Genomic DNA, 17,600 nt, shown 5'->3' with positions numbered 1-17,600 from the left:
TAAAATGTCGATGATATCCTTATGTCAAGTAATCACTTATAAGGATAAAAGGTATGCTACTTAATCATCGGCAGATTCAGACCATAGTCTTTCGCTGTTTTGATCGCTAGCTCATAACCTGCATCGGCGTGACGCATGACGCCTGAGCCGCAATCATTGACCAGTACCCGCGCCAAGCGTTTGGCTGCAGCATCAGTACCGTCTGCGACGATGACCATGCCAGAATGCTGCGAGTAACCCATACCAACACCGCCGCCATGATGTAGTGATACCCAAGTCGCGCCGCCTGCCACGTTGAGCATACCATTCAATAATGCCCAATCAGATACGGCGTCTGAGCCATCTTTCATACTTTCTGTTTCGCGGTTTGGACTGGCAACAGAGCCCGTATCCAAATGGTCACGACCAATGACGATAGGGCCTTTTAGCTCGCCGTTTTTGACCATTTCATTAAAGGCTAAACCTGCTTTGTCACGCTCACCCAATCCTAACCAGCAGATACGGGCAGGCAAACCCTGAAACTGAATGCGCTCTTTTGCCATATCTAACCAGCGATGGATATGGGTGTTTTCAGGGAACAGCTCTTTGATTTTTTGATCGGTCTTATAGATATCTTCTGGATCGCCTGACAGCGCCACCCAGCGAAATGGGCCTTTACCTTGGCAAAACAGCGGACGAATATAAGCGGGGACAAAACCTGGGAAATTAAAAGCGTCTTTAACGCCTTCATCAAAAGCCACCTGACGAATGTTATTGCCATAATCAGTCGTTGGAATGTCCATTGCCTGCAAGTCTAGCATCGCCTGTACATGTACGGCACAAGACTGAGCCGCGGCTTTGGTCAATGCTGCATGTTGCTCTGAATCTTCTTGGGCAGCTTTCCAGCTATCAATCGTCCAGCCGCTTGGCAGATAGCCGTTGATTAAGTCATGCGCTGAGGTTTGATCAGTGACCAAATCAGGCTTCATGCCGCCAGCATTGGCGCGCTTTACCATCTCAGGTAAGATGTCTGCGGCATTACCAAGTAGGGCAATAGAGACCGCTTCACCCGCGTCGGTATGCTGTTTGATGAGCTCATAAGCATGGTCGAGATCATCGGCTTGCTTATCGACATAACCAGTACGCAAACGGAAATCGATACTAGACTGTTGACACTCAATGTTCAGTGAGGTTGCCCCTGCAAAAGTAGCCGCAAGTGGCTGCGCGCCGCCCATACCGCCAAGACCCGCGGTTAAAATCCAACGACCTGCCCAGCTACCATCATAATGCTGACGACCTGCTTCCACAAAGGTCTCATATGTCCCTTGCACGATGCCTTGCGTACCGATATAAATCCAGCTACCCGCGGTCATTTGGCCATACATCATTAAGTCTTTGCGATCGAGCTCGTTAAAATGCTCCCACGTCGCCCAGCGCGGCACAAGGTTAGAGTTGGCAATCAATACACGCGGGGCATTTTCGTGCGTTTGAAACACGCCAACTGGCTTGCCTGATTGCACGAGCAACGTCTCATCGTCTTCCAATTCTTTTAATGACGCTAGGATTTGATCATAGCTTTCCCAATTGCGGGCTGCGCGTCCGATACCACCATAGACCACGAGGCTTTTTGGGTTTTCAGCCACATCAGGATGCAAATTGTTTTGCAGCATGCGATAAGGTGCTTCGGTCAGCCAGCTTTTGCAATGTAGAGTACTGCCAGTGGGCGCGGCGATTTCGCGGCTCTCATCACGGCGAGTCAGCTTAGTCTCTTTATTGGTTCCATGGTCAGTAGTCATTATCATATCCTTGTGATATCTGTTAAGACGATAAAGTAATCAAAGTAAGTGTTTTACAGTCAGTCTATAAACTCAGCGAAACATCGATTAGATGACGCAAATTTTTTAGCACTGTCGTAAAGTTGTATATACAAATTATCAAAGATACTTTTTTCATGCAAGCAATTTTTTATAAATGACTCAATTATTTTTGTGAGGGTTTTGGTAGATAGATAAATGTCACAGTGTTTTGCTAAGGTTCATGACGTTATCTCGTGATATTATGGCGCTACTATTATTGGTGAAATTAACGGTTAAACACGGACATGACAAAGACAATTCCGGCATATCAGCGCATAAAAAACGCCATATTAGACAATATTCACTCTGGTAAATGGCAAGCGGGCAATGCAATTTCTACAGAAATGGCGTTGGCAAAAGAGTTTGGCGTATCGCGTATGACGGTCAATCGCGCTCTAAAAGAGCTGAGCGAAGAGCGAGTGCTAGAGCGCCGGCAAGGGTCGGGGACGTTTGTCGCCCAGCAGCAGTTCAATCACACTTTTGTAGAAGTGCGCAATATCGCGCAGGATTTAAAATCTGCCAACCGCGATTATCAGGCGCAAGTGGTGAGTAAACGCATACTTACGGCTGCGATGTTAGACGATGAATTACGGCGTAAATTTGATATTGATGAAGTAGCTGTGTCTTCTAATACAAGCGCTAACACAAACGCTGATACAACCGTAATGGATGACAGTACTGGCGCAGATAGTAGCAGCGACGTTGCTGTTTTATACGAGGTAAAAATCATTCACTTTGCGGATGGTCAGCCCATACAGTTCGAAGAGCGCTGGGTGGATGCTCAAAAGGTGCCAGAATTTATTGAGCAGGATTTTAGTGTGGTCAACACCAGTGATTATCTCATCGCCAAAAGTCCACTAGAGCGCGGTAGCTATACCATTCGTGCACTGGCGGCACCAGATAAGATAGCTGCGCTACTGCAAATCGCACCGCAGTCGCCGACATTGGTATTGCGCCGTCAGACGTATTCAGCAGGTCGAGTATTGACCTTTGTGAAGATGTGGCATGCAGGCGATCGCTATCAATTCTCCGGTGAATTATAATAGTCTTACGCATGCTCACTGTTTTTGTACGTTTATTCTTTCTGAAGTGCGCTAGTATATGAATAAATGGCTATTTAATCGGCAATAATAACGTTAAGATCTGCCTAAAAAATGTCCAAAAATTCAAAGATAATATAGAAACAGTATTGAAAAATATGCTGAGCATCCTCAAATCGAGCAGCCAAAGCTAAATAATGCGGCGCAAGTACTTTATTATAGTATTTGCCTGTGCTGGTCTTATCCTTATTTGTTGCTATGGTTTTATTGGCACGATACCTTTTTGCATTATTCATTCACTCTTATAAGGACGTCTTATGAAACGTCGTACTCTTTTAGCACTTGCCGCCAGTACTATGCTACTTGCCGCTTGTGGTCAGTCTCCTACCAATGAAGCAGAAACCAATGCGACAGACAGTGCCGCGACGGGTGGCTCTGATTTGCTGCAACGTATCAATAATGGTGGTACCATCAACGTCGGTACAGAGGGTACTTATCCGCCATTCACTTATCATGATGAGAGTGGCAAGCTAACTGGCTATGATGTCGAAGTGACACGTGCGGTTGCGGATAAACTGGGCGTAGACGTCGAATTTAAAGAGACCCAGTGGGATGCTATGTTGGCAGGTCTTGACTCAAAACGCTTCGATATGGTGGCCAATCAAGTAAGCTTGACCACGCCTGAGCGTTTGGCTAAGTATGACAAAGCCATGCCGTATAGCTGGTCGGGCGCGGTTGTACTAGCACCGACTGATGACGATCGTTATAGCTCGTGGGAAGGTTTAAAAGGTCTGCGTACTGCGCAATCACTAAGCAGCAACTATGGTGAGCTTGCAGAACGCTACGGCGCAGAAATCGTCCCTGTCGATGGTATGGCGCAAGCGATTCAACTGGTTAAGCAAGACCGTGCTGACTTCACGATGAATGACAATCTGGCAGTATTGGATTATCTCAAAAAATTCCCAGATGCAGCACTTGAGATCAAACTGACAGCGCCTGCGAGTGAGCAGACTGGTTCAGGTTTAGTACTCATCAAAGGGGATGATGACGTTGTGGCAAAATTGAATGAAGCAATGGCCGCATTAGCAGCCGATGGGACGCTGACCAAGCTTAGCGAAGAGTTCTTTGGTGCTGACATAAGTCAACAAAAATAATGCTAGCGTCTATCACGTCAATGCTAGCTGAGTTACTGGCACTACTACCATTTATGGATCCTGCGCGGGCGCAAATTGTCATCAATTCATTTTGGCCAATGCTTAAAGGCGGTATTTATTATTCGATACCGCTGGCGTTGATCTCATTTGCGATTGGTATGGCTATTGCGCTGATAGTGGCGCTGATTCGTATCGTACCGCGTGCTGGCTGGTTCCATGAAATCATATACAGACTTGCCCGTATTTATGTGTCCGCCATTCGCGGGACACCAATGCTGGTTCAGCTATTTATTATTTTCTATGGCTTGCCAAGTATCGGAGTAAAGCTTGATCCTTTTCCCTCAGCGATTATTGCCTTTTCGCTCAATATTGGCGCTTATGCATCGGAGACGGTGCGTGCCTCTATTTTGTCCATTCCAAAAGGTCAGTGGGAAGCAGGCTCGACCGTAGGCTTGACGTATCTACAGACCTTTCGTCATGTCATTTTGCCGCAAGCACTTCGGGTGTCAGTACCCCCGTTATCCAATACCTTTATTAGCCTAGTAAAAGACACGTCTTTGGCGTCATTGGTCTTGGTAACCGAGCTATTTAAACAGGCGCAAATCATCACGGCACGTAACTATGAATTTATGTTGGTCTACACCGAAGCGGCGATTATTTATTGGGGTATTTGTCTGTTCTTGACCTTTATTCAAGGTAAGCTTGAAACCAGACTTGATCGCTATGTGGCGAAATAAACCCTTGATAATGGTAGCAGTATAGGATGGTAATGCCGCGTCGATAAGCGTGTGTTATTAGCAAACAGATATCAGTACAACAGGAAGCTTTATGATTCAAGTCACTAATATTCACAAAGCTTTTGGTGGCAATCAAGTGCTTAAAGGCATCGACTTGACCATCGAAAAAGGCAAGGTAGTGGTGATATTAGGACCGTCAGGGTCTGGTAAAACCACTTTTTTACGCTGCTTGAATGCGCTGGAAATTCCTGATCAAGGCATCATTGCTTTTGATGATGGCAGCTTAACGGTTGACTTCGCTACCAAGCCCAAGAAGAAAACGTTGCTGGCGTTGCAGCGTAAATCAGGCATGGTATTTCAATCTTATAACTTGTTTCCACACAAGACCGCGATTGAGAATTTAATGCTTGGGCCAACGGTAGTGCAAGGGCAAACTAAGGCGCAAGCCCGCGAACAGGCACTGGCATTACTTGATAAAGTAGGCTTATCGGATAAGGCAGATCTGTATCCGTTTCAGCTATCTGGTGGTCAGCAGCAGCGTATCGGTATTGCTCGTGCACTGGCTATCGAGCCGTCATTATTATTATTTGATGAGCCAACGTCTGCGCTCGATCCTGAATTGGTACAAGATGTGCTGGGCACGATGAAGCAACTGGCATCTGAAGGCTGGACGATGGTCGTTGTGACTCATGAGATTAAATTTGCTCGTGATGTGGCAGATCATGTGGTGTTAATTGAGGATGGTCATGTGGTCGAAGAAGGTAGCGCTAAGCAGATGTTCGAAGTGTCTACTCATCCACGTACGCAGGCCTTTTTGCAGCGTATTGAACAGTAATATCATCAAGACAGTCCAAGTTATTTAGCAACCGTCTATGGCATAAATACTTACCTCTAAAGCAAAGTGTCAAGCAGAAAAAAGCCCCGACTATATCGATATAGTTGGGGCTTTTTTCGTCTAATAGCAATGGTACTAAGGCTATTAAAACTTTTTAAAAAGTACAGACTAAATTCTTTGTCGTCTTTTTAGCCAGCGTGGTACGCGAGTGGCAGTGCCGTTTAATATGGCATTAAATAAAGCTGCCAGTAAGATTAATACCACGCCCACATATTGAATCCAAGATAAGGATTGATGCAGTAATAGTATGGCAAGGGCAATGGCAGTCAATGGCTCAAAAATCGTAAATACTGATGCACGAGTGGCAGGTAATTTCTCTAATGCTTTCATATAAAGGGCAAAGGGCACGACGGTTCCAATCAAAGACAACCCCAAGGCATAGCCCCAAGTATGTAAGGGTAAGCTCAATAACCGCCCATAGGTTTGATAGGTTTCAGGTAATAAGAGCAGTACACCAGCACTGATGATAATAGAGGTAAAAAACACCAAAGGCGCAGGGTGTGCATCGTGCATCGCGCGCTTGCCCAGTACTCCGTATAAGGAATAACAGACGCCTGCTAGCAGTCCTAATAGGATGCCCCAATTGACTTGCGCCTCATCACCAAGCATCGTCAATCCAACACCAAATACCGCTATGAGCGCCAGTAATGCCGACTGGCGAGTGATAGATTCATCAAGCAAGAATGCCGAAAACAATAAGCTAAACACAGGTGCAGTATAAAGCAAGGCAACCGCAGGGCCAGCACCGACATAGATCACAGCAAAAAAGTAGCATACCGACATACCAAGTACGCCAATCAAAGACTGCAATGCCAGTCCAAGCCACTGCTTTCGACGAAGCTTGATAAGATGCGGCCATAATTTCGGTAGCATGACAAGAATAAGAAAAGCCGCGGTCACGATACGTAAGATCGTAATCTGCCAACCACTAAAGCCGATTTGATTGAGGTAGGTCGAAAATATCCCTAACGTACCCCAGCAGACCGCCGCCGTGATGATTTGAATGGTGCCTATCCATGACTGCCGTGCTGACATTACGCCATCGGTATTTGCCATATCGCTCTCTATTTTTATGTGATATCAAAACCCATGCCCAAACTCAAAACCTCAAACAGTTCAAGCCTTTTAGCTAATGGCATCATACAATACTGAAATAAGAAAAAGACAACCCGAGTAAGGGCTGTCTTTTGTTTATTTTTTCAATCTATCATTAAAGCGTTAATTAAGTTCGAACACAAGTCAGTTAGACATAAAATTCAATTTATTTGAGTTAGAGGTACGCTTGTTTTTAGCTTATGTCTTTAGATTATGTCTTTAGCTTATCACCCTTTGGTGTCATATCCCCCAAATTTAAGCATCAAGATTTACACTTGTAGTAAAAAATTCGTCAGCAAGCGTTTGGCACCTTCCGTCGCAAATGACTCTGGGTGAAACTGCACACCTTGAATGGGATAGTCTTTATGCTGTAATCCCATAATCTCCTCACCTGCTAGCGCAGATTCGGTTAGGCTGAACTCAGCATGAGCATTATTGGCGACGACAGCTGTGACAGCCAAGCAATCTGGGAAGGTGTCTGCTTTTACCATCAATGAGTGGTAGCGCATGATTTCAATCTCTTGTGGCAAGCCTTGATAGACACCCGCGCCATCATGGCGAATGGAGGATACCTTGCCATGCATTGGCACGCTCGCCCGTACCACATCGCCGCCGAACACATGCGCAATCCCTTGCATACCTAAGCAGACACCCAATAGCGGCGTCGTCTTACCCATGACTTCAATTACTTCGGCACAAATACCGAAGTAGGCAGGGTCGTCAGGGGCACCAGGACCCGGTGAAATGATGATGCGATCAAGATTCATGGCTTGTACATCTGCTAACGTTATCTCATTATTACGTTTAACAATGACGTTCGCGGCTTTATCGCCGTCCATCGTCTGCAAAATCTCGCCGATATATTGGTAAAGATTAAAGGTAAACGAGTCGTAGTTATCTATAATTAAAACATTCATGGGTTATCAACTCTTTGGCAAAATATAAGCAATTTACGGGTTCATAAAACTGTCTAATACCACTTTCATGGCAGACAATTTACGCTGAATTTCTATATATTCATCAGCAGGATTGGAGTCATAGACATTGCCGCCACAGGTTTGCGCATAGGCAGATTCGCCGTTGATGAATAGGCTGCGAATAGGGATGGCAAAAATACAATCACCGTTAAAATTAAACGATCCAAGCGCACCACCATAAGCACCGCGCCCATCTGGTTCTAGCTCGTTGATGACTTTAATCGCTTCAACTTTTGGTGCGCCTGACAACGTCCCAGCGGGGAAGTTACTGGCAAGGGCGCTAAACATATCTTCATTAGGATGCAAGATTCCGACGATCTCAGAAGAGATATGTTGCACATGAGAGAAGCGTTTGATATCCATGAGGCTACGTACTTTTACCGTACCAAATTGTGCCACACGGCCGATATCGTTGCGATGCAAATCGACTAGCATATTGTGCTCAGCAATTTCTTTGGCATCGTTGAGCAATGCACGGGCAAGCTGTCGATCTTCGATGACATCGACGCCGCGCTTGGCAGTACCCGCCAATGGATAGGTTTCCATCTCACCTTGACGCAAGCGAAATAGCAGCTCTGGTGAGGCACCAATGATGCACTGCTGGGCAAATTTCATAAAATACATGTGCGGCGACGGATTGACCGAACGCAATTTCTCATAAATGGGCATTTTATCGCCGGCAATACGGTATTTGGATTTAAAGCCAACCTCACACTGAAAGATACGCCCTGAGATGATGTCTTCTTTGACTTGCATCACGGCTTTAGCATGCTCTTCTTGACTCATGCCGTCACCCAAAAACTCAACTGTAGGCGGCTCATAGATTGGAATTGGTTCATCAAGTAGGGCTTTGATTTGCTCGATGCGGTTTTCTTGCTGCGCGGTAGGATAGTAAAAGTAGAAAATCTCACCGGTCATCTTATCGAGCGTTAGACCATCCAAATATACGCCAAATTTAAACGGTTCAAAGTCATCGCTCGCTTTAGCATTGAGACTGGGTTCAAAGAAATTGACACTGTCGTAACCCAAATAACCGACAAGACCACCGCTTTGGTCGCGAGCAATGACATGCTGCGGCGTAATTTTGCGCAGTAGCTCGTAAGGATTATCCGTTTGATAATGAGTGGTTTCAGCGGTTTTATTATCAGTAATCGCGAGGGTTGTACGATCGATGGCAGCAATGGTCATCACTGGATCAAAACCAATGGCATGATGACGCGCCATATGTCCATCTTCGCCCAATGATTCAAGCAGATAACAGGTCTCAAAAGCGCGCTCAATACGTTTGAACAACGCAAAGAAATCAATATCCTGCGTGAGTTTAATGCGCTGTGGTTTACTAGGGATATCAATAGCAGCAGGTTGCTCAGGTTTTGAGTTAGGAGAGGTCATAACAATATCCAAATTGGTTCAATGGTTGATCAAATAAAAAGTAAGAGAAATTAAAACTCTAGTTTCTGATTAATTAGGCGGCCTTTTCAGCTGTGTCTTTTATGAATGTTTTCTATGAGTCATGTCTATGAGTCATTAGTAAGGCACTCACATCGTGAACTTGCATGGCTTTGGCGCCGCGCGAGACGGTAGCGATACCGACACCTAGCTGCTCAGATATCTCGCGCTGGGTGACACCGCGCTCAAGCAAGTCAAAAATGCGGATACGATTGGCGATTTCCTGCTGCTCTTTTTCCGTCAATAGCGCACTGAATAGCAGGTCGATAGCGGTGCTGTCATGACAACTGGCTAAATGGCTTAATAAGCTTTGATAAGGGTCTGTGCTCATAACATTCATCTTAATGGAAAAGAAAAGGGAAGCTTACTTCGTTTCAGCATTCTAGTACGATAGTACATAAAAGGCAAGTAGCCTATGTAGATGTTTTGCTACTGCTGTTAAATGGGCACTGTGTTTTGGAAGATGATTATTTATATAGGATGGATCCCAAATTTATAAACATAAAGCCAGCTAATCTTTATTAACTGGCTTTATGTTTATAAATGGTTAACAGCTCGTTTACAGACCCTAATTAAACGGAAGAGTGCTCACTGGCAAGTTCAATTTGCACCTGCCAATCCTCTATATCCAGCTCATAACAGTTTTTGCCTTCGCCATTGATGCGATCTATCACCAAAAAATCAGAGTCACAACCCAGGGCAAGTAGCGGATGGTGCCAGACATTGGCATCGTATTGCACACCTTGATGAGATTGCACATAAAACACGGTCAAATCATCTGCAGACTGTGGCGGCGCACCAGCAGGCGCAACGATGACGATATAATCCTGACCATTCATCGAAAAGAACGCTTGCGTGCCAAACGGATGATATTCCATGACCGATAAGGCAATAGGAAATTCACGCTTTTTGGCGCGAAAGATACTCATGCCGACATCGCCGCCGTCAAGTTTGGCTTCAGCGATGGCGTGATGGCGGCAGGCATAGCCTTTATTGATATGGTAGCTATTTTCAGGCGTCTGTGCTGCCTTGTCATAGGGTTCTATTACGGTACCGTAGGGCGCAAACTCAGCTTTGGTTAAAGGTCTTGCAACGATCGTAGTCTTCATAAGAGTACTCATGACTTTGCCTTACTTTTGGTGATCACTGTTTATAATTGCTATGAGCCACTTTGCCATAAGCCCGTACGCGAATTAAATCAACATCTGGGAATAAATGACATATTCGAATGAACGATCATGTCTCTAGATGGCTTATTTTACTGGACGAATAAACGGCATATGACGATTCACGTCTTTGTATAATAAATATCTAAATGGACCAGGTCCACCAGCGTAACAAGATTGTGGGCAAAATGCGCGTAGCCACATAAAGTCGCCCGCTTCCACTTCTACCCATTCACCGTTTAAGTGATAGACCGCTTTACCTTCTAGGACATACAAACCATGTTCCATCACATGAGTTTCATCAAATGGAATCACGCCACCTGGTTGGAAAGTCACGATATTCACATGCATGTCGTGACGCATATCAGACTGCTCGGTAAATCTGGTGGTTGCCCATACGCCATCAGTACCCGGCATCTCAATCGCTTCAACATCGTGATCACTGGTTACAAAGGCTTCAGGCACTTCAATACCTTCACAGTGTTGATAAGCTTTACGAATCCAATGGAATTTAACGTGCTTGTCGCTATTGTTTTTTATCGTCCATTTGCAGCCGGGTGGTAAGAATGCATAACCGCCCGCTTCAAGATGATGCGACACGCCTTCGATAGTCATGTCCATTTCACCTTCAACAATGAATATAACACCTTCAGCGTTTGCATCTAGCTCAGGCTTTTCTGAGCCGCCATTAGGTTCAACTTCAACGATATACTGTGAAAAAGTCTCAGAGAAGCCTGAAAGTGGGCGTGCAAGTACCCACATGCGCATACCTGTCCAAAACGGCAGATAGCTGATAACAATGTCGGTCAGTACACGTTTGGGAATAATGGCATAAGCTTCGGTGAAGATAGCGCGATCAGATAGCAGTTGTGTTTGTGGAGGCAATCCGCCAGTTGGTGCGTAATAAGTACTCTTTGTTGACATTGTTGATGTTCCTTAGTGGTGTTGTGCCGCAATAAATTTGTGTCTAAACGTATGGTTACATCCAGTTCGCAGTGTTATCGGCAGTGGCTGGATGGTTTTTATACCAGTGTTTGGCAATGTCATCACGGCGGCATACCCACACATCGGGCTTGCTGGTGATATATTGCAAAAACTTTTTGAGGGCAATGATGCGACCGGCGCGACCAATGATGCGGCAATGCAAACCGATGGTCAGCATCTTGGGTGTGTGCGCGCCTTCCTCGTATAAGGTATCGAAGCTGTCTTTTAAATATTGATAAAAAGGCTCGGCGTTGGTAAAGCCTGGGCTTGAGGCAAAGCGCATGTCATTGGTCTCTAAGGTATAGGGAATGACCAAATGCGGCTTACGAGCGATTTTATTACCGTCTTCTACTTTGACATTGAGCCAGTAAGGGAGCTCATCCGCGTAAGAGTCTGAGTCATAAATATAGCCACCTTGTTCGGCGACCAACTCACGAGTATTCGGGCTATCTCGTCCCGTGTACCAACCGAGCGGCTGACCGCCGATCATGCGCTCGAATATTTCAGTGGCACGGCGCACATGCTCGCGCTCGGTTTCGCGGTACATATTTTGATAAGTAATCCAGCGTAGACCGTGACTGGCGATTTCGTGCCCATCTTCTAATACTCGCTCGATAATATGTGGCGTTTTTTCGGCAGCAGCGGCGCAAGTGAAGGTCGTAATAGGCAAACCGTATTCTTTAAAAGTGTCTAATACTCGCCAAACACCCACACGGCTACCATACTCAAATGCCGACTCAATCGACTGATGACGATTGTTAAATTCTGGCGTACCCAAGACATCCGATAAAAACCGCTCTGATTGACCGTCACCATGAATCACGCTATTTTCTGCGCCTTCTTCGATATTGAGGACGAACTGTACAGCGATTTTAGCGCCGCCTGGCCAGTTGGCTTTTGGTGGCTTGTCAGCATAGCCTTTTAAGTCGCGAGGGTAGGCGTCTTGATTGAAATCGCTGATTATTTTTTTACTCATTGTCAATATATCCTAAATATTTTAAAGCAACTTAAGTCAACTAAAGCAAAATAAGGCGTAACTTTGGATCTATATAATATTTATCTACGGCTTTTATCTATAATCCCGATGCGTAAGCCACCATTTGCTGACGTTCTTCATCCGTCAATTTTGTGAGATTACCCAGTGGCATATAGCCCGTTTGTACGGCAGTGACGATTTTTGCTTTATGAGTTTTCATGTCGGTCGGTGTTTGCAAGATGATACCAGCTGGCGGCGCGGCAAATCCTTGCTGAGTAGGCTGAGCGGCATGGCACGTGCTACAGCGCGTGTGCACGACATCCATAATGGCATCATCAGCAGAGGCAGTTGGCACGACGTCGGCAGTGATATTTTCATTTGAGGCGGCATCAGTGCTTATAGTAGAACCGTCGACTGCGCTATCAGTAGTTGTTGGTGGCACATTATCTGGTGTCGCCGTTTCAGCAGCGACTGCAGCATTGACAACAGGTAATGGCTCAATTGGTTCTGGGCGCATCCAAATAATTAATAATACAGTTAAGACAGCAGGGATGACCAAATAACGCGGCTTATGATTGTCTAAATGCTTTTGGTTAAAATAGTGACGTACAATAGCCGTGATGATACCCACAAATACCAATACCAACCAGCCGTGAGCATGAGAGTACATCATCGGATAATGGTTACTAATCATGGTAAAGATCAGCGGTAAGGTAAAATAGTTGTTCATCAGCGAGCGGTTTTTTGCTTGTAGTGCCAAGTCCGCTACTTCTTTGCCTGGTTTTTCGCCACGCCTCACGCATTCTACCAGCGCTCGTTGAGCGGGCATGATACCAAAGAACACATTACCTGCCATTACCGTACCTAAGATAGCACCGATATGAATGAACGAAGCACGGTCACTAAATAGCTGATAAGAACCCCAGCAGGCGATGATTAATAGGATAAAAATAATGGTGCTAAAAATAAACGAGTTTTTGCCCAAATGGCTGCGGACAATTACTTCATAAATGAAATAGCTGCCGAATAAAAATAACAAACTGGTCGAGATGGCACCGATACTACTACCAAAATCGACTTTGCTGGGATCAATCAAGTAGGCAGTCGCATTGGCATAATAGACGATAGAGAGCATCGCCATACCCGTCAGCCAAGTGGTATAAGCTTCCCATTTAAACCAGTGCAGGGTTTTTGGCATCTCTTCGGGCTCAAGCTTGTATTTGGCAATTTCATAAAAGCCGCCACCATGTACCGCCCATAAGTCGCCTGAAATGCCTTTGTCAGCTTTCCACTGTGGTGGTTTACGTAAACTAAGATCTAGCCAAACAAAGTAAAAAGACGCACCAATCCATGCCACGCCAGCGATGACGTGGAACCAGCGAAAAAATAAGTTAAACCAATCGAGATAATAAGCGCCCATGTTGCAAATGTCCTTTTTACAATTTTCTTTTGTTCAGCTTTTTTCAATCTTTCGACGCGTTTTGCTATGGCGACGTGCTTTTATGATGTGTTTTTATATAGTGATGTCAAAAACTAAGAGCCGCGATACGTGCTGTAGCCATGTGCGCTAAGCAGTAGCGGTACATGATAGTGACCGTTATCACTTATCATAAAATCGATGACTACTTGTGGATAAAAAGCCGTGAGATTTTGTGCATCGAAATAAGACTGCGTATCAAAGGTTAAGGTATAACGACCAACATCTAAGTGATATTCAGCAATATCAATCGTTGGGTCAAACGACCAGCTATCTGGTGCCACGCGTCCATCCGCGTTGGTGACGCCATTGGCTAATAGAGATGCCTCGCCACTTGCGCTTACGCGATCTAGCGTCACGGCAATACCAGCGGCTGGTTTGCCCAAATGGATATCTAAAATATGCGATGAGAGAGTACCTGACATAATAATTCCTTTTATATAAATGAGTCAGATGGGCTGAATGCGTTAAGCGTCACTCAGCAGTTTCTGTAAACGTAAGCGGGTGATTTTATTTTGCTCAGCCGCCGCATTGACCAGCTCAGTAGCGCGATCATTGGGCAGGCGTGCTAACAATAAATCGAGCATTTGCTGCGCGCTCTTACCGGTAGCAAATACGATAAAGATAAAGCCAAATTTATCAAGGTAGTCTTGATTGCCTTGTGCCAAAGCTTCAATCACATCGTCATTGGCATCATTGGCACCTGACTGCTCATGGGCAGCACTGTCTTGAGTATTGCGGTATTTTTCTTTTAACGAGTCGACATTGCCGATTTGTGGATGACCATCAAAAGCCTCTAGTAACTGGGCTTCTGCTGTCTGTGCTTGTGCCCAAGCATCATCACTATGAGCAAGTAATGTAGATATGTCAGCGAAAGGACGTTTTTTTTCTAAAGTCTGCGCCCAATGGGTGCTGGTACAGCAGGTCAATAGATGTGAAATTGCCTCAGCTGTTGAGAGCTCATTAAACTGCTGTAAAGATAATTTCACAGTGACATCCTTTTCTTTTCTGACAAAAGCAGTGGAGTAGCATCTCTCGATAACATCTCATGCTAAAGTAGTATTTATCGATTAATAATTGGTTTACTATGAGCTATTCTGCTTAAACCTGACCATTTGGTCAACTGCTTTATGCAAATATTTTATTTAGACTGGTGATATTTCATAAAAATTAGCATATGAATCCAGTTATTGGCTGGGATATGGCTCTCTATTCATCACAATAATGACAGGTAACATTAATCATGGCTCAACATAACGATATAGAACCACAAGCTGCGTCTGACGCGCCTGTACAGCGCAACCAGCAAGATATCCGCGCCCACAATCAAACCGTCATTTTGGCGGCGGCAGAAGAGGAGTTCGTGCTGCAAGGTTTCCGCGGTGCAACGATGCAAGGTATTGCCGATAGAGCCGAGCTGCCAAAAGCCAACGTGCATTACTACTTTAAGAATAAAAAAAATCTGTACCAAGCAGTGCTGCATTCTATTATTCAAGAGTGGAACGATGGCTTAGTCACCATGACAGTCGATAGTGACCCTAAAACGGTCATCGAAAAGTTTGTCCGTACCAAATTGCATCAAGCGTTTGCTCATCCCAATCGCCATAAATTATTTGCGCTGGAAGTCATCGGCGGTGCCCCGCATCTGCATGAATTTATGTCGGCGACCATGAAGGAGTGGGCGCTAGACAAGGCACAAGTGATGAAAACTTGGCATGAGCAAGGCAAAATTGGCATCGCTGACCCTTTACAGCTATTGATTTTGATTTGGGCAACGACGCAGCGATATGCAGAATTTGAGACAGAAATTGTCGGTTTGATGGAAAAGAGTGAGTACGATCAGCAGGATGAAGCGCGGGCGGCAGACTTTTTAGTGCCGTTTATTTTGCGTGGCTGTGGTCTTGAGTAGTGCTTATGTATTATTATTTTACGTCTATAACATGCCATTAATACGAAAGCACTTTAAATGTTTTCGTATTAAGGCGCGCTAAAAGAGTCAATTTTCAGAACCAGAACCAGAACCAGAACCAGAACCAAGAACCAGAACCAAGAACCAAGAACCAAGAACCAAGAACCAAGAACAGCAATGCTGATTGGTAAAGGATTAGGCATGCCCTAATGTACGTTTAAGAAGCCTTTTGTCTAAGAGGCTTTAGACCGTCATCCAGATGCTGTTCTACCGTATCAAATTCGACACCGTAGTTTTTGGGCAAAATCATATCGAGAGTAATGGCCACAATACCTGACATAGTAACCGCCGAACCAAAGATATTACGGAAAAGCTGAGGCGCTTGTGCGAATACATCAGGAACAAAAGCCACGCCCATGGACAGACCTAGCGAAGTGGCAATGATTAAGATATTACGATGGGTAAAGTTGACGGTTGATAGGATGCGAATACCAGCAGTCGCTACCGTTGCAAACATCAATAACGTCACACCGCCAACGACTGGTTTTGGCAATTGGGTAAAGATAGCACCCAAAATAGGGAATAGCCCCATAGTGAACAAGATAGCCCCAACATAAAAGCCCACATAGCGACTGGCAATACCAGTCATCTGAATCACGCCGTTGTTTTGGCTAAAAGTCGTCACTGGGAACGTGTTAAACACCGCCGCAATTAATGAGTTGACACCGTCTCCCAATACGCCACCTTTAATACGTTTCTCGTATAGAGGTCCTTTAATGGGTTCGCCCGATATCATCGAAGTCGCCGTCAAATCACCAGAGGTTTCAATACTGGTAATGACATACATAAAGGCGATAGGAATAAAAGCCTGCCAATCAAACCCAAAGCCAAACTTGAATGGTACAGGTAGCGTAAAAATAGGGGCATCAGAGACCAAAGAGAAATCAATGCGTCCCATAAGAATGGCTGCGATCAGACCAAGCATCAGCCCTATAAAAATAGCACTGGAGCGAATGACTTTATTATTAACAATACTAATCAATACCACACTGACCAAGACTCCGCCACCGAGCAGCAGATTCTGTATACTCCCGAAATCTTCAGCGCCCACGCCGCCTGCCAAATCCGTCAGACCAACCTTGGTTAATGACAGACCGATGGTCACAATCACACAACCCGTCACGATAGGGCTCATCAGAGATTTGAGTCTGGTGATGAATTGACTTAAGAAAATCTCAACAAAGGCACCAAGAAAGGAGACGCCAAAGATAACAGAGAGAATCTCCTCCGGACTCCCGCCTTTGTTTTTTACCACAAAACCTGCCGCCAATACCGCGGCCAAGAAGCCAAAACTGGTTCCTTGTAACGCCATAAGACCGGAGCCTACTGGTCCAACTTTATGCGTCTGAATAAAGGTAGCGACCCCTGATACCATCAATGACATGCTGATGAGATAAGGTATGTGTTCCCCCAAACCCAAGACGCCGCCTATGATTAATGAGGGGGTGATGATACCGACAAAGCTGGCAAGTACGTGTTGTACTGCGCCCAAAAAGGCTTTTGTAGGGGTAGGGCGGTCATGCAATCCGTATAGTAAATCGGGGTTCCCTTGAATGTGTTCGCTCATCTTGGCTTCCTCCTAAAGTGACTTTTAGTCCAAGCTCTGTGGAGAGAGCTAAGCAGTGTGATGAATTTAGAGATGGATATCGACACACCGGTTATCTTCATATTGCTTAGTTGTCTCACAAAGAGTCGCACTTATCCTTGTGCTAATAAATATCAGCAGCTAGCTATTATTTATCAATATGACTAATAGTCGTAGGTTTAAACCTGACTAATTGGTCAACTATCTAAGGGTATAGTGAAAGGGTTGGCTATTGCAACGTTTTTTTTCATGTTGATGGCT

General features: G+C 45.1%; 17 protein-coding genes. 5 read left to right on the top strand and 12 right to left on the bottom strand.

Annotation, left to right across the window (positions count from 1 at the left end; all coding sequences use genetic code 11):
* Positions 1–56: 56 nt before the first annotated feature.
* Positions 57–1,775: a urocanate hydratase gene (hutU, locus tag C8D84_RS01550; protein ID WP_109589487.1), complete on the bottom strand. Its 1,719-nt coding sequence runs from the start codon at positions 1,773–1,775 to the stop codon at positions 57–59.
* Between the two features lie 305 nt (positions 1,776–2,080).
* Between hutU and C8D84_RS01545 the strand changes: the two genes are divergently transcribed.
* The 4 genes from C8D84_RS01545 to C8D84_RS01525 all read left to right on the top strand — a co-directional run bounded on the left by C8D84_RS01545 (position 2,081) and on the right by C8D84_RS01525 (position 5,601).
* Positions 2,081–2,878, top strand: coding sequence for a UTRA domain-containing protein (locus C8D84_RS01545; RefSeq protein WP_109589485.1), 798 nt, complete (start codon positions 2,081–2,083; stop codon positions 2,876–2,878).
* A gap of 314 nt (positions 2,879–3,192) precedes the next feature.
* On the top strand, positions 3,193–4,029 hold the full coding sequence (locus C8D84_RS01535) for an amino acid ABC transporter substrate-binding protein (RefSeq protein ID WP_109589482.1): 837 nt from the start codon (positions 3,193–3,195) through the stop codon (positions 4,027–4,029).
* Positions 4,029–4,766: an amino acid ABC transporter permease gene (locus tag C8D84_RS01530; RefSeq protein WP_055124618.1), complete on the top strand. Its 738-nt coding sequence runs from the start codon at positions 4,029–4,031 to the stop codon at positions 4,764–4,766. The genes C8D84_RS01535 and C8D84_RS01530 overlap by 1 nt, the downstream gene beginning before the upstream one ends.
* Before the next feature lie 91 nt (positions 4,767–4,857).
* Complete coding sequence (locus C8D84_RS01525) at positions 4,858–5,601, top strand: amino acid ABC transporter ATP-binding protein (protein ID WP_060491687.1); 744 nt, start codon at positions 4,858–4,860, stop codon at positions 5,599–5,601.
* A 168-nt stretch (positions 5,602–5,769) separates the two neighbouring features.
* Here the strand turns inward: C8D84_RS01525 and C8D84_RS01520 are convergent, their stop codons facing one another.
* The 10 genes from C8D84_RS01520 to uraD all read right to left on the bottom strand — a co-directional run bounded on the left by C8D84_RS01520 (position 5,770) and on the right by uraD (position 14,774).
* Positions 5,770–6,717, bottom strand: coding sequence for a DMT family transporter (locus C8D84_RS01520; protein ID WP_109589481.1), 948 nt, complete (start codon positions 6,715–6,717; stop codon positions 5,770–5,772).
* A gap of 308 nt (positions 6,718–7,025) precedes the next feature.
* Positions 7,026–7,673 (bottom strand): anthranilate synthase component II, encoded by a 648-nt coding sequence (locus C8D84_RS01515; protein WP_109589479.1) that lies wholly within the window; start codon positions 7,671–7,673, stop codon positions 7,026–7,028.
* 33 nt (positions 7,674–7,706) lie between these two features.
* On the bottom strand, positions 7,707–9,125 hold the full coding sequence (locus tag C8D84_RS01510) for an anthranilate synthase component I family protein (protein ID WP_109589477.1): 1,419 nt from the start codon (positions 9,123–9,125) through the stop codon (positions 7,707–7,709).
* 112 nt (positions 9,126–9,237) lie between these two features.
* A complete protein-coding gene (locus C8D84_RS01505; protein ID WP_109589475.1) occupies positions 9,238–9,513 on the bottom strand; it encodes a Trp family transcriptional regulator in 276 nt (91 codons plus the stop codon).
* A 241-nt stretch (positions 9,514–9,754) separates the two neighbouring features.
* On the bottom strand, positions 9,755–10,303 hold the full coding sequence (locus C8D84_RS01500) for an ureidoglycolate lyase (protein WP_228244397.1): 549 nt from the start codon (positions 10,301–10,303) through the stop codon (positions 9,755–9,757).
* A gap of 132 nt (positions 10,304–10,435) precedes the next feature.
* Positions 10,436–11,272: a bifunctional allantoicase/(S)-ureidoglycine aminohydrolase gene (locus C8D84_RS01495; protein ID WP_109589473.1), complete on the bottom strand. Its 837-nt coding sequence runs from the start codon at positions 11,270–11,272 to the stop codon at positions 10,436–10,438.
* A gap of 55 nt (positions 11,273–11,327) precedes the next feature.
* Positions 11,328–12,308 (bottom strand): allantoinase PuuE, encoded by a 981-nt coding sequence (puuE, locus tag C8D84_RS01490; RefSeq protein WP_045444431.1) that lies wholly within the window; start codon positions 12,306–12,308, stop codon positions 11,328–11,330.
* Positions 12,309–12,405: 97 nt separating this feature from the next.
* The gene (locus tag C8D84_RS01485; protein ID WP_109589472.1) at positions 12,406–13,728 is read right to left on the bottom strand and encodes a urate hydroxylase PuuD; all 1,323 of its coding nucleotides are present in this window, start codon (positions 13,726–13,728) and stop codon (positions 12,406–12,408) included.
* 113 nt (positions 13,729–13,841) lie between these two features.
* On the bottom strand, positions 13,842–14,210 hold the full coding sequence (gene uraH / locus C8D84_RS01480; protein WP_109589470.1) for a hydroxyisourate hydrolase: 369 nt from the start codon (positions 14,208–14,210) through the stop codon (positions 13,842–13,844).
* A gap of 42 nt (positions 14,211–14,252) precedes the next feature.
* Entirely contained in the window at positions 14,253–14,774 is a 522-nt protein-coding gene (gene uraD / locus C8D84_RS01475) for a 2-oxo-4-hydroxy-4-carboxy-5-ureidoimidazoline decarboxylase (protein WP_109589468.1), read from the bottom strand.
* Positions 14,775–15,028: 254 nt separating this feature from the next.
* On the opposite strand from uraD, the gene C8D84_RS01470 reads away from it, so the two are divergent.
* A complete protein-coding gene (locus tag C8D84_RS01470; RefSeq protein ID WP_109589466.1) occupies positions 15,029–15,694 on the top strand; it encodes a TetR/AcrR family transcriptional regulator in 666 nt (221 codons plus the stop codon).
* A 217-nt stretch (positions 15,695–15,911) separates the two neighbouring features.
* Here the strand turns inward: C8D84_RS01470 and C8D84_RS01465 are convergent, their stop codons facing one another.
* Positions 15,912–17,321, bottom strand: a complete 1,410-nt coding sequence (locus C8D84_RS01465; protein WP_055124608.1) for a uracil-xanthine permease family protein — start codon at positions 17,319–17,321, stop codon at positions 15,912–15,914.
* Positions 17,322–17,600 lie beyond the last annotated feature (279 nt).

The organism is Psychrobacter immobilis (assembly GCF_003148585.1).
GTDB classification, from domain to species: Bacteria; Pseudomonadota; Gammaproteobacteria; order Pseudomonadales; family Moraxellaceae; genus Psychrobacter; species Psychrobacter immobilis.
Note: the sequence above shows the minus strand (reverse complement) of the source record. Positions and strands in the feature narration are given on the sequence as shown.

Excerpts from the sequence above, each read along its gene's own strand:
- hutU (WP_109589487.1), bottom strand. The coding sequence starts at position 1,775 with ATGACTACTGACCATGGAACCAATAAAGAGACTAAGCTGACTCGCCGT.
- C8D84_RS01545 (WP_109589485.1), top strand. The coding sequence starts at position 2,081 with ATGACAAAGACAATTCCGGCATATCAGCGCATAAAAAACGCCATATTA.
- C8D84_RS01535 (WP_109589482.1), top strand. The coding sequence starts at position 3,193 with ATGAAACGTCGTACTCTTTTAGCACTTGCCGCCAGTACTATGCTACTT.
- C8D84_RS01530 (WP_055124618.1), top strand. The coding sequence starts at position 4,029 with ATGCTAGCGTCTATCACGTCAATGCTAGCTGAGTTACTGGCACTACTA.
- C8D84_RS01525 (WP_060491687.1), top strand. The coding sequence starts at position 4,858 with ATGATTCAAGTCACTAATATTCACAAAGCTTTTGGTGGCAATCAAGTG.
- C8D84_RS01520 (WP_109589481.1), bottom strand. The coding sequence starts at position 6,717 with ATGGCAAATACCGATGGCGTAATGTCAGCACGGCAGTCATGGATAGGC.
- C8D84_RS01515 (WP_109589479.1), bottom strand. The coding sequence starts at position 7,673 with ATGAATGTTTTAATTATAGATAACTACGACTCGTTTACCTTTAATCTT.
- C8D84_RS01510 (WP_109589477.1), bottom strand. The coding sequence starts at position 9,125 with ATGACCTCTCCTAACTCAAAACCTGAGCAACCTGCTGCTATTGATATC.
- C8D84_RS01505 (WP_109589475.1), bottom strand. The coding sequence starts at position 9,513 with ATGAGCACAGACCCTTATCAAAGCTTATTAAGCCATTTAGCCAGTTGT.
- C8D84_RS01500 (WP_228244397.1), bottom strand. The coding sequence starts at position 10,303 with ATGAGTACTCTTATGAAGACTACGATCGTTGCAAGACCTTTAACCAAA.
- C8D84_RS01495 (WP_109589473.1), bottom strand. The coding sequence starts at position 11,272 with ATGTCAACAAAGAGTACTTATTACGCACCAACTGGCGGATTGCCTCCA.
- puuE (WP_045444431.1), bottom strand. The coding sequence starts at position 12,308 with ATGAGTAAAAAAATAATCAGCGATTTCAATCAAGACGCCTACCCTCGC.
- C8D84_RS01485 (WP_109589472.1), bottom strand. The coding sequence starts at position 13,728 with ATGGGCGCTTATTATCTCGATTGGTTTAACTTATTTTTTCGCTGGTTC.
- uraH (WP_109589470.1), bottom strand. The coding sequence starts at position 14,210 with ATGTCAGGTACTCTCTCATCGCATATTTTAGATATCCATTTGGGCAAA.
- C8D84_RS01470 (WP_109589466.1), top strand. The coding sequence starts at position 15,029 with ATGGCTCAACATAACGATATAGAACCACAAGCTGCGTCTGACGCGCCT.
- C8D84_RS01465 (WP_055124608.1), bottom strand. The coding sequence starts at position 17,321 with ATGAGCGAACACATTCAAGGGAACCCCGATTTACTATACGGATTGCAT.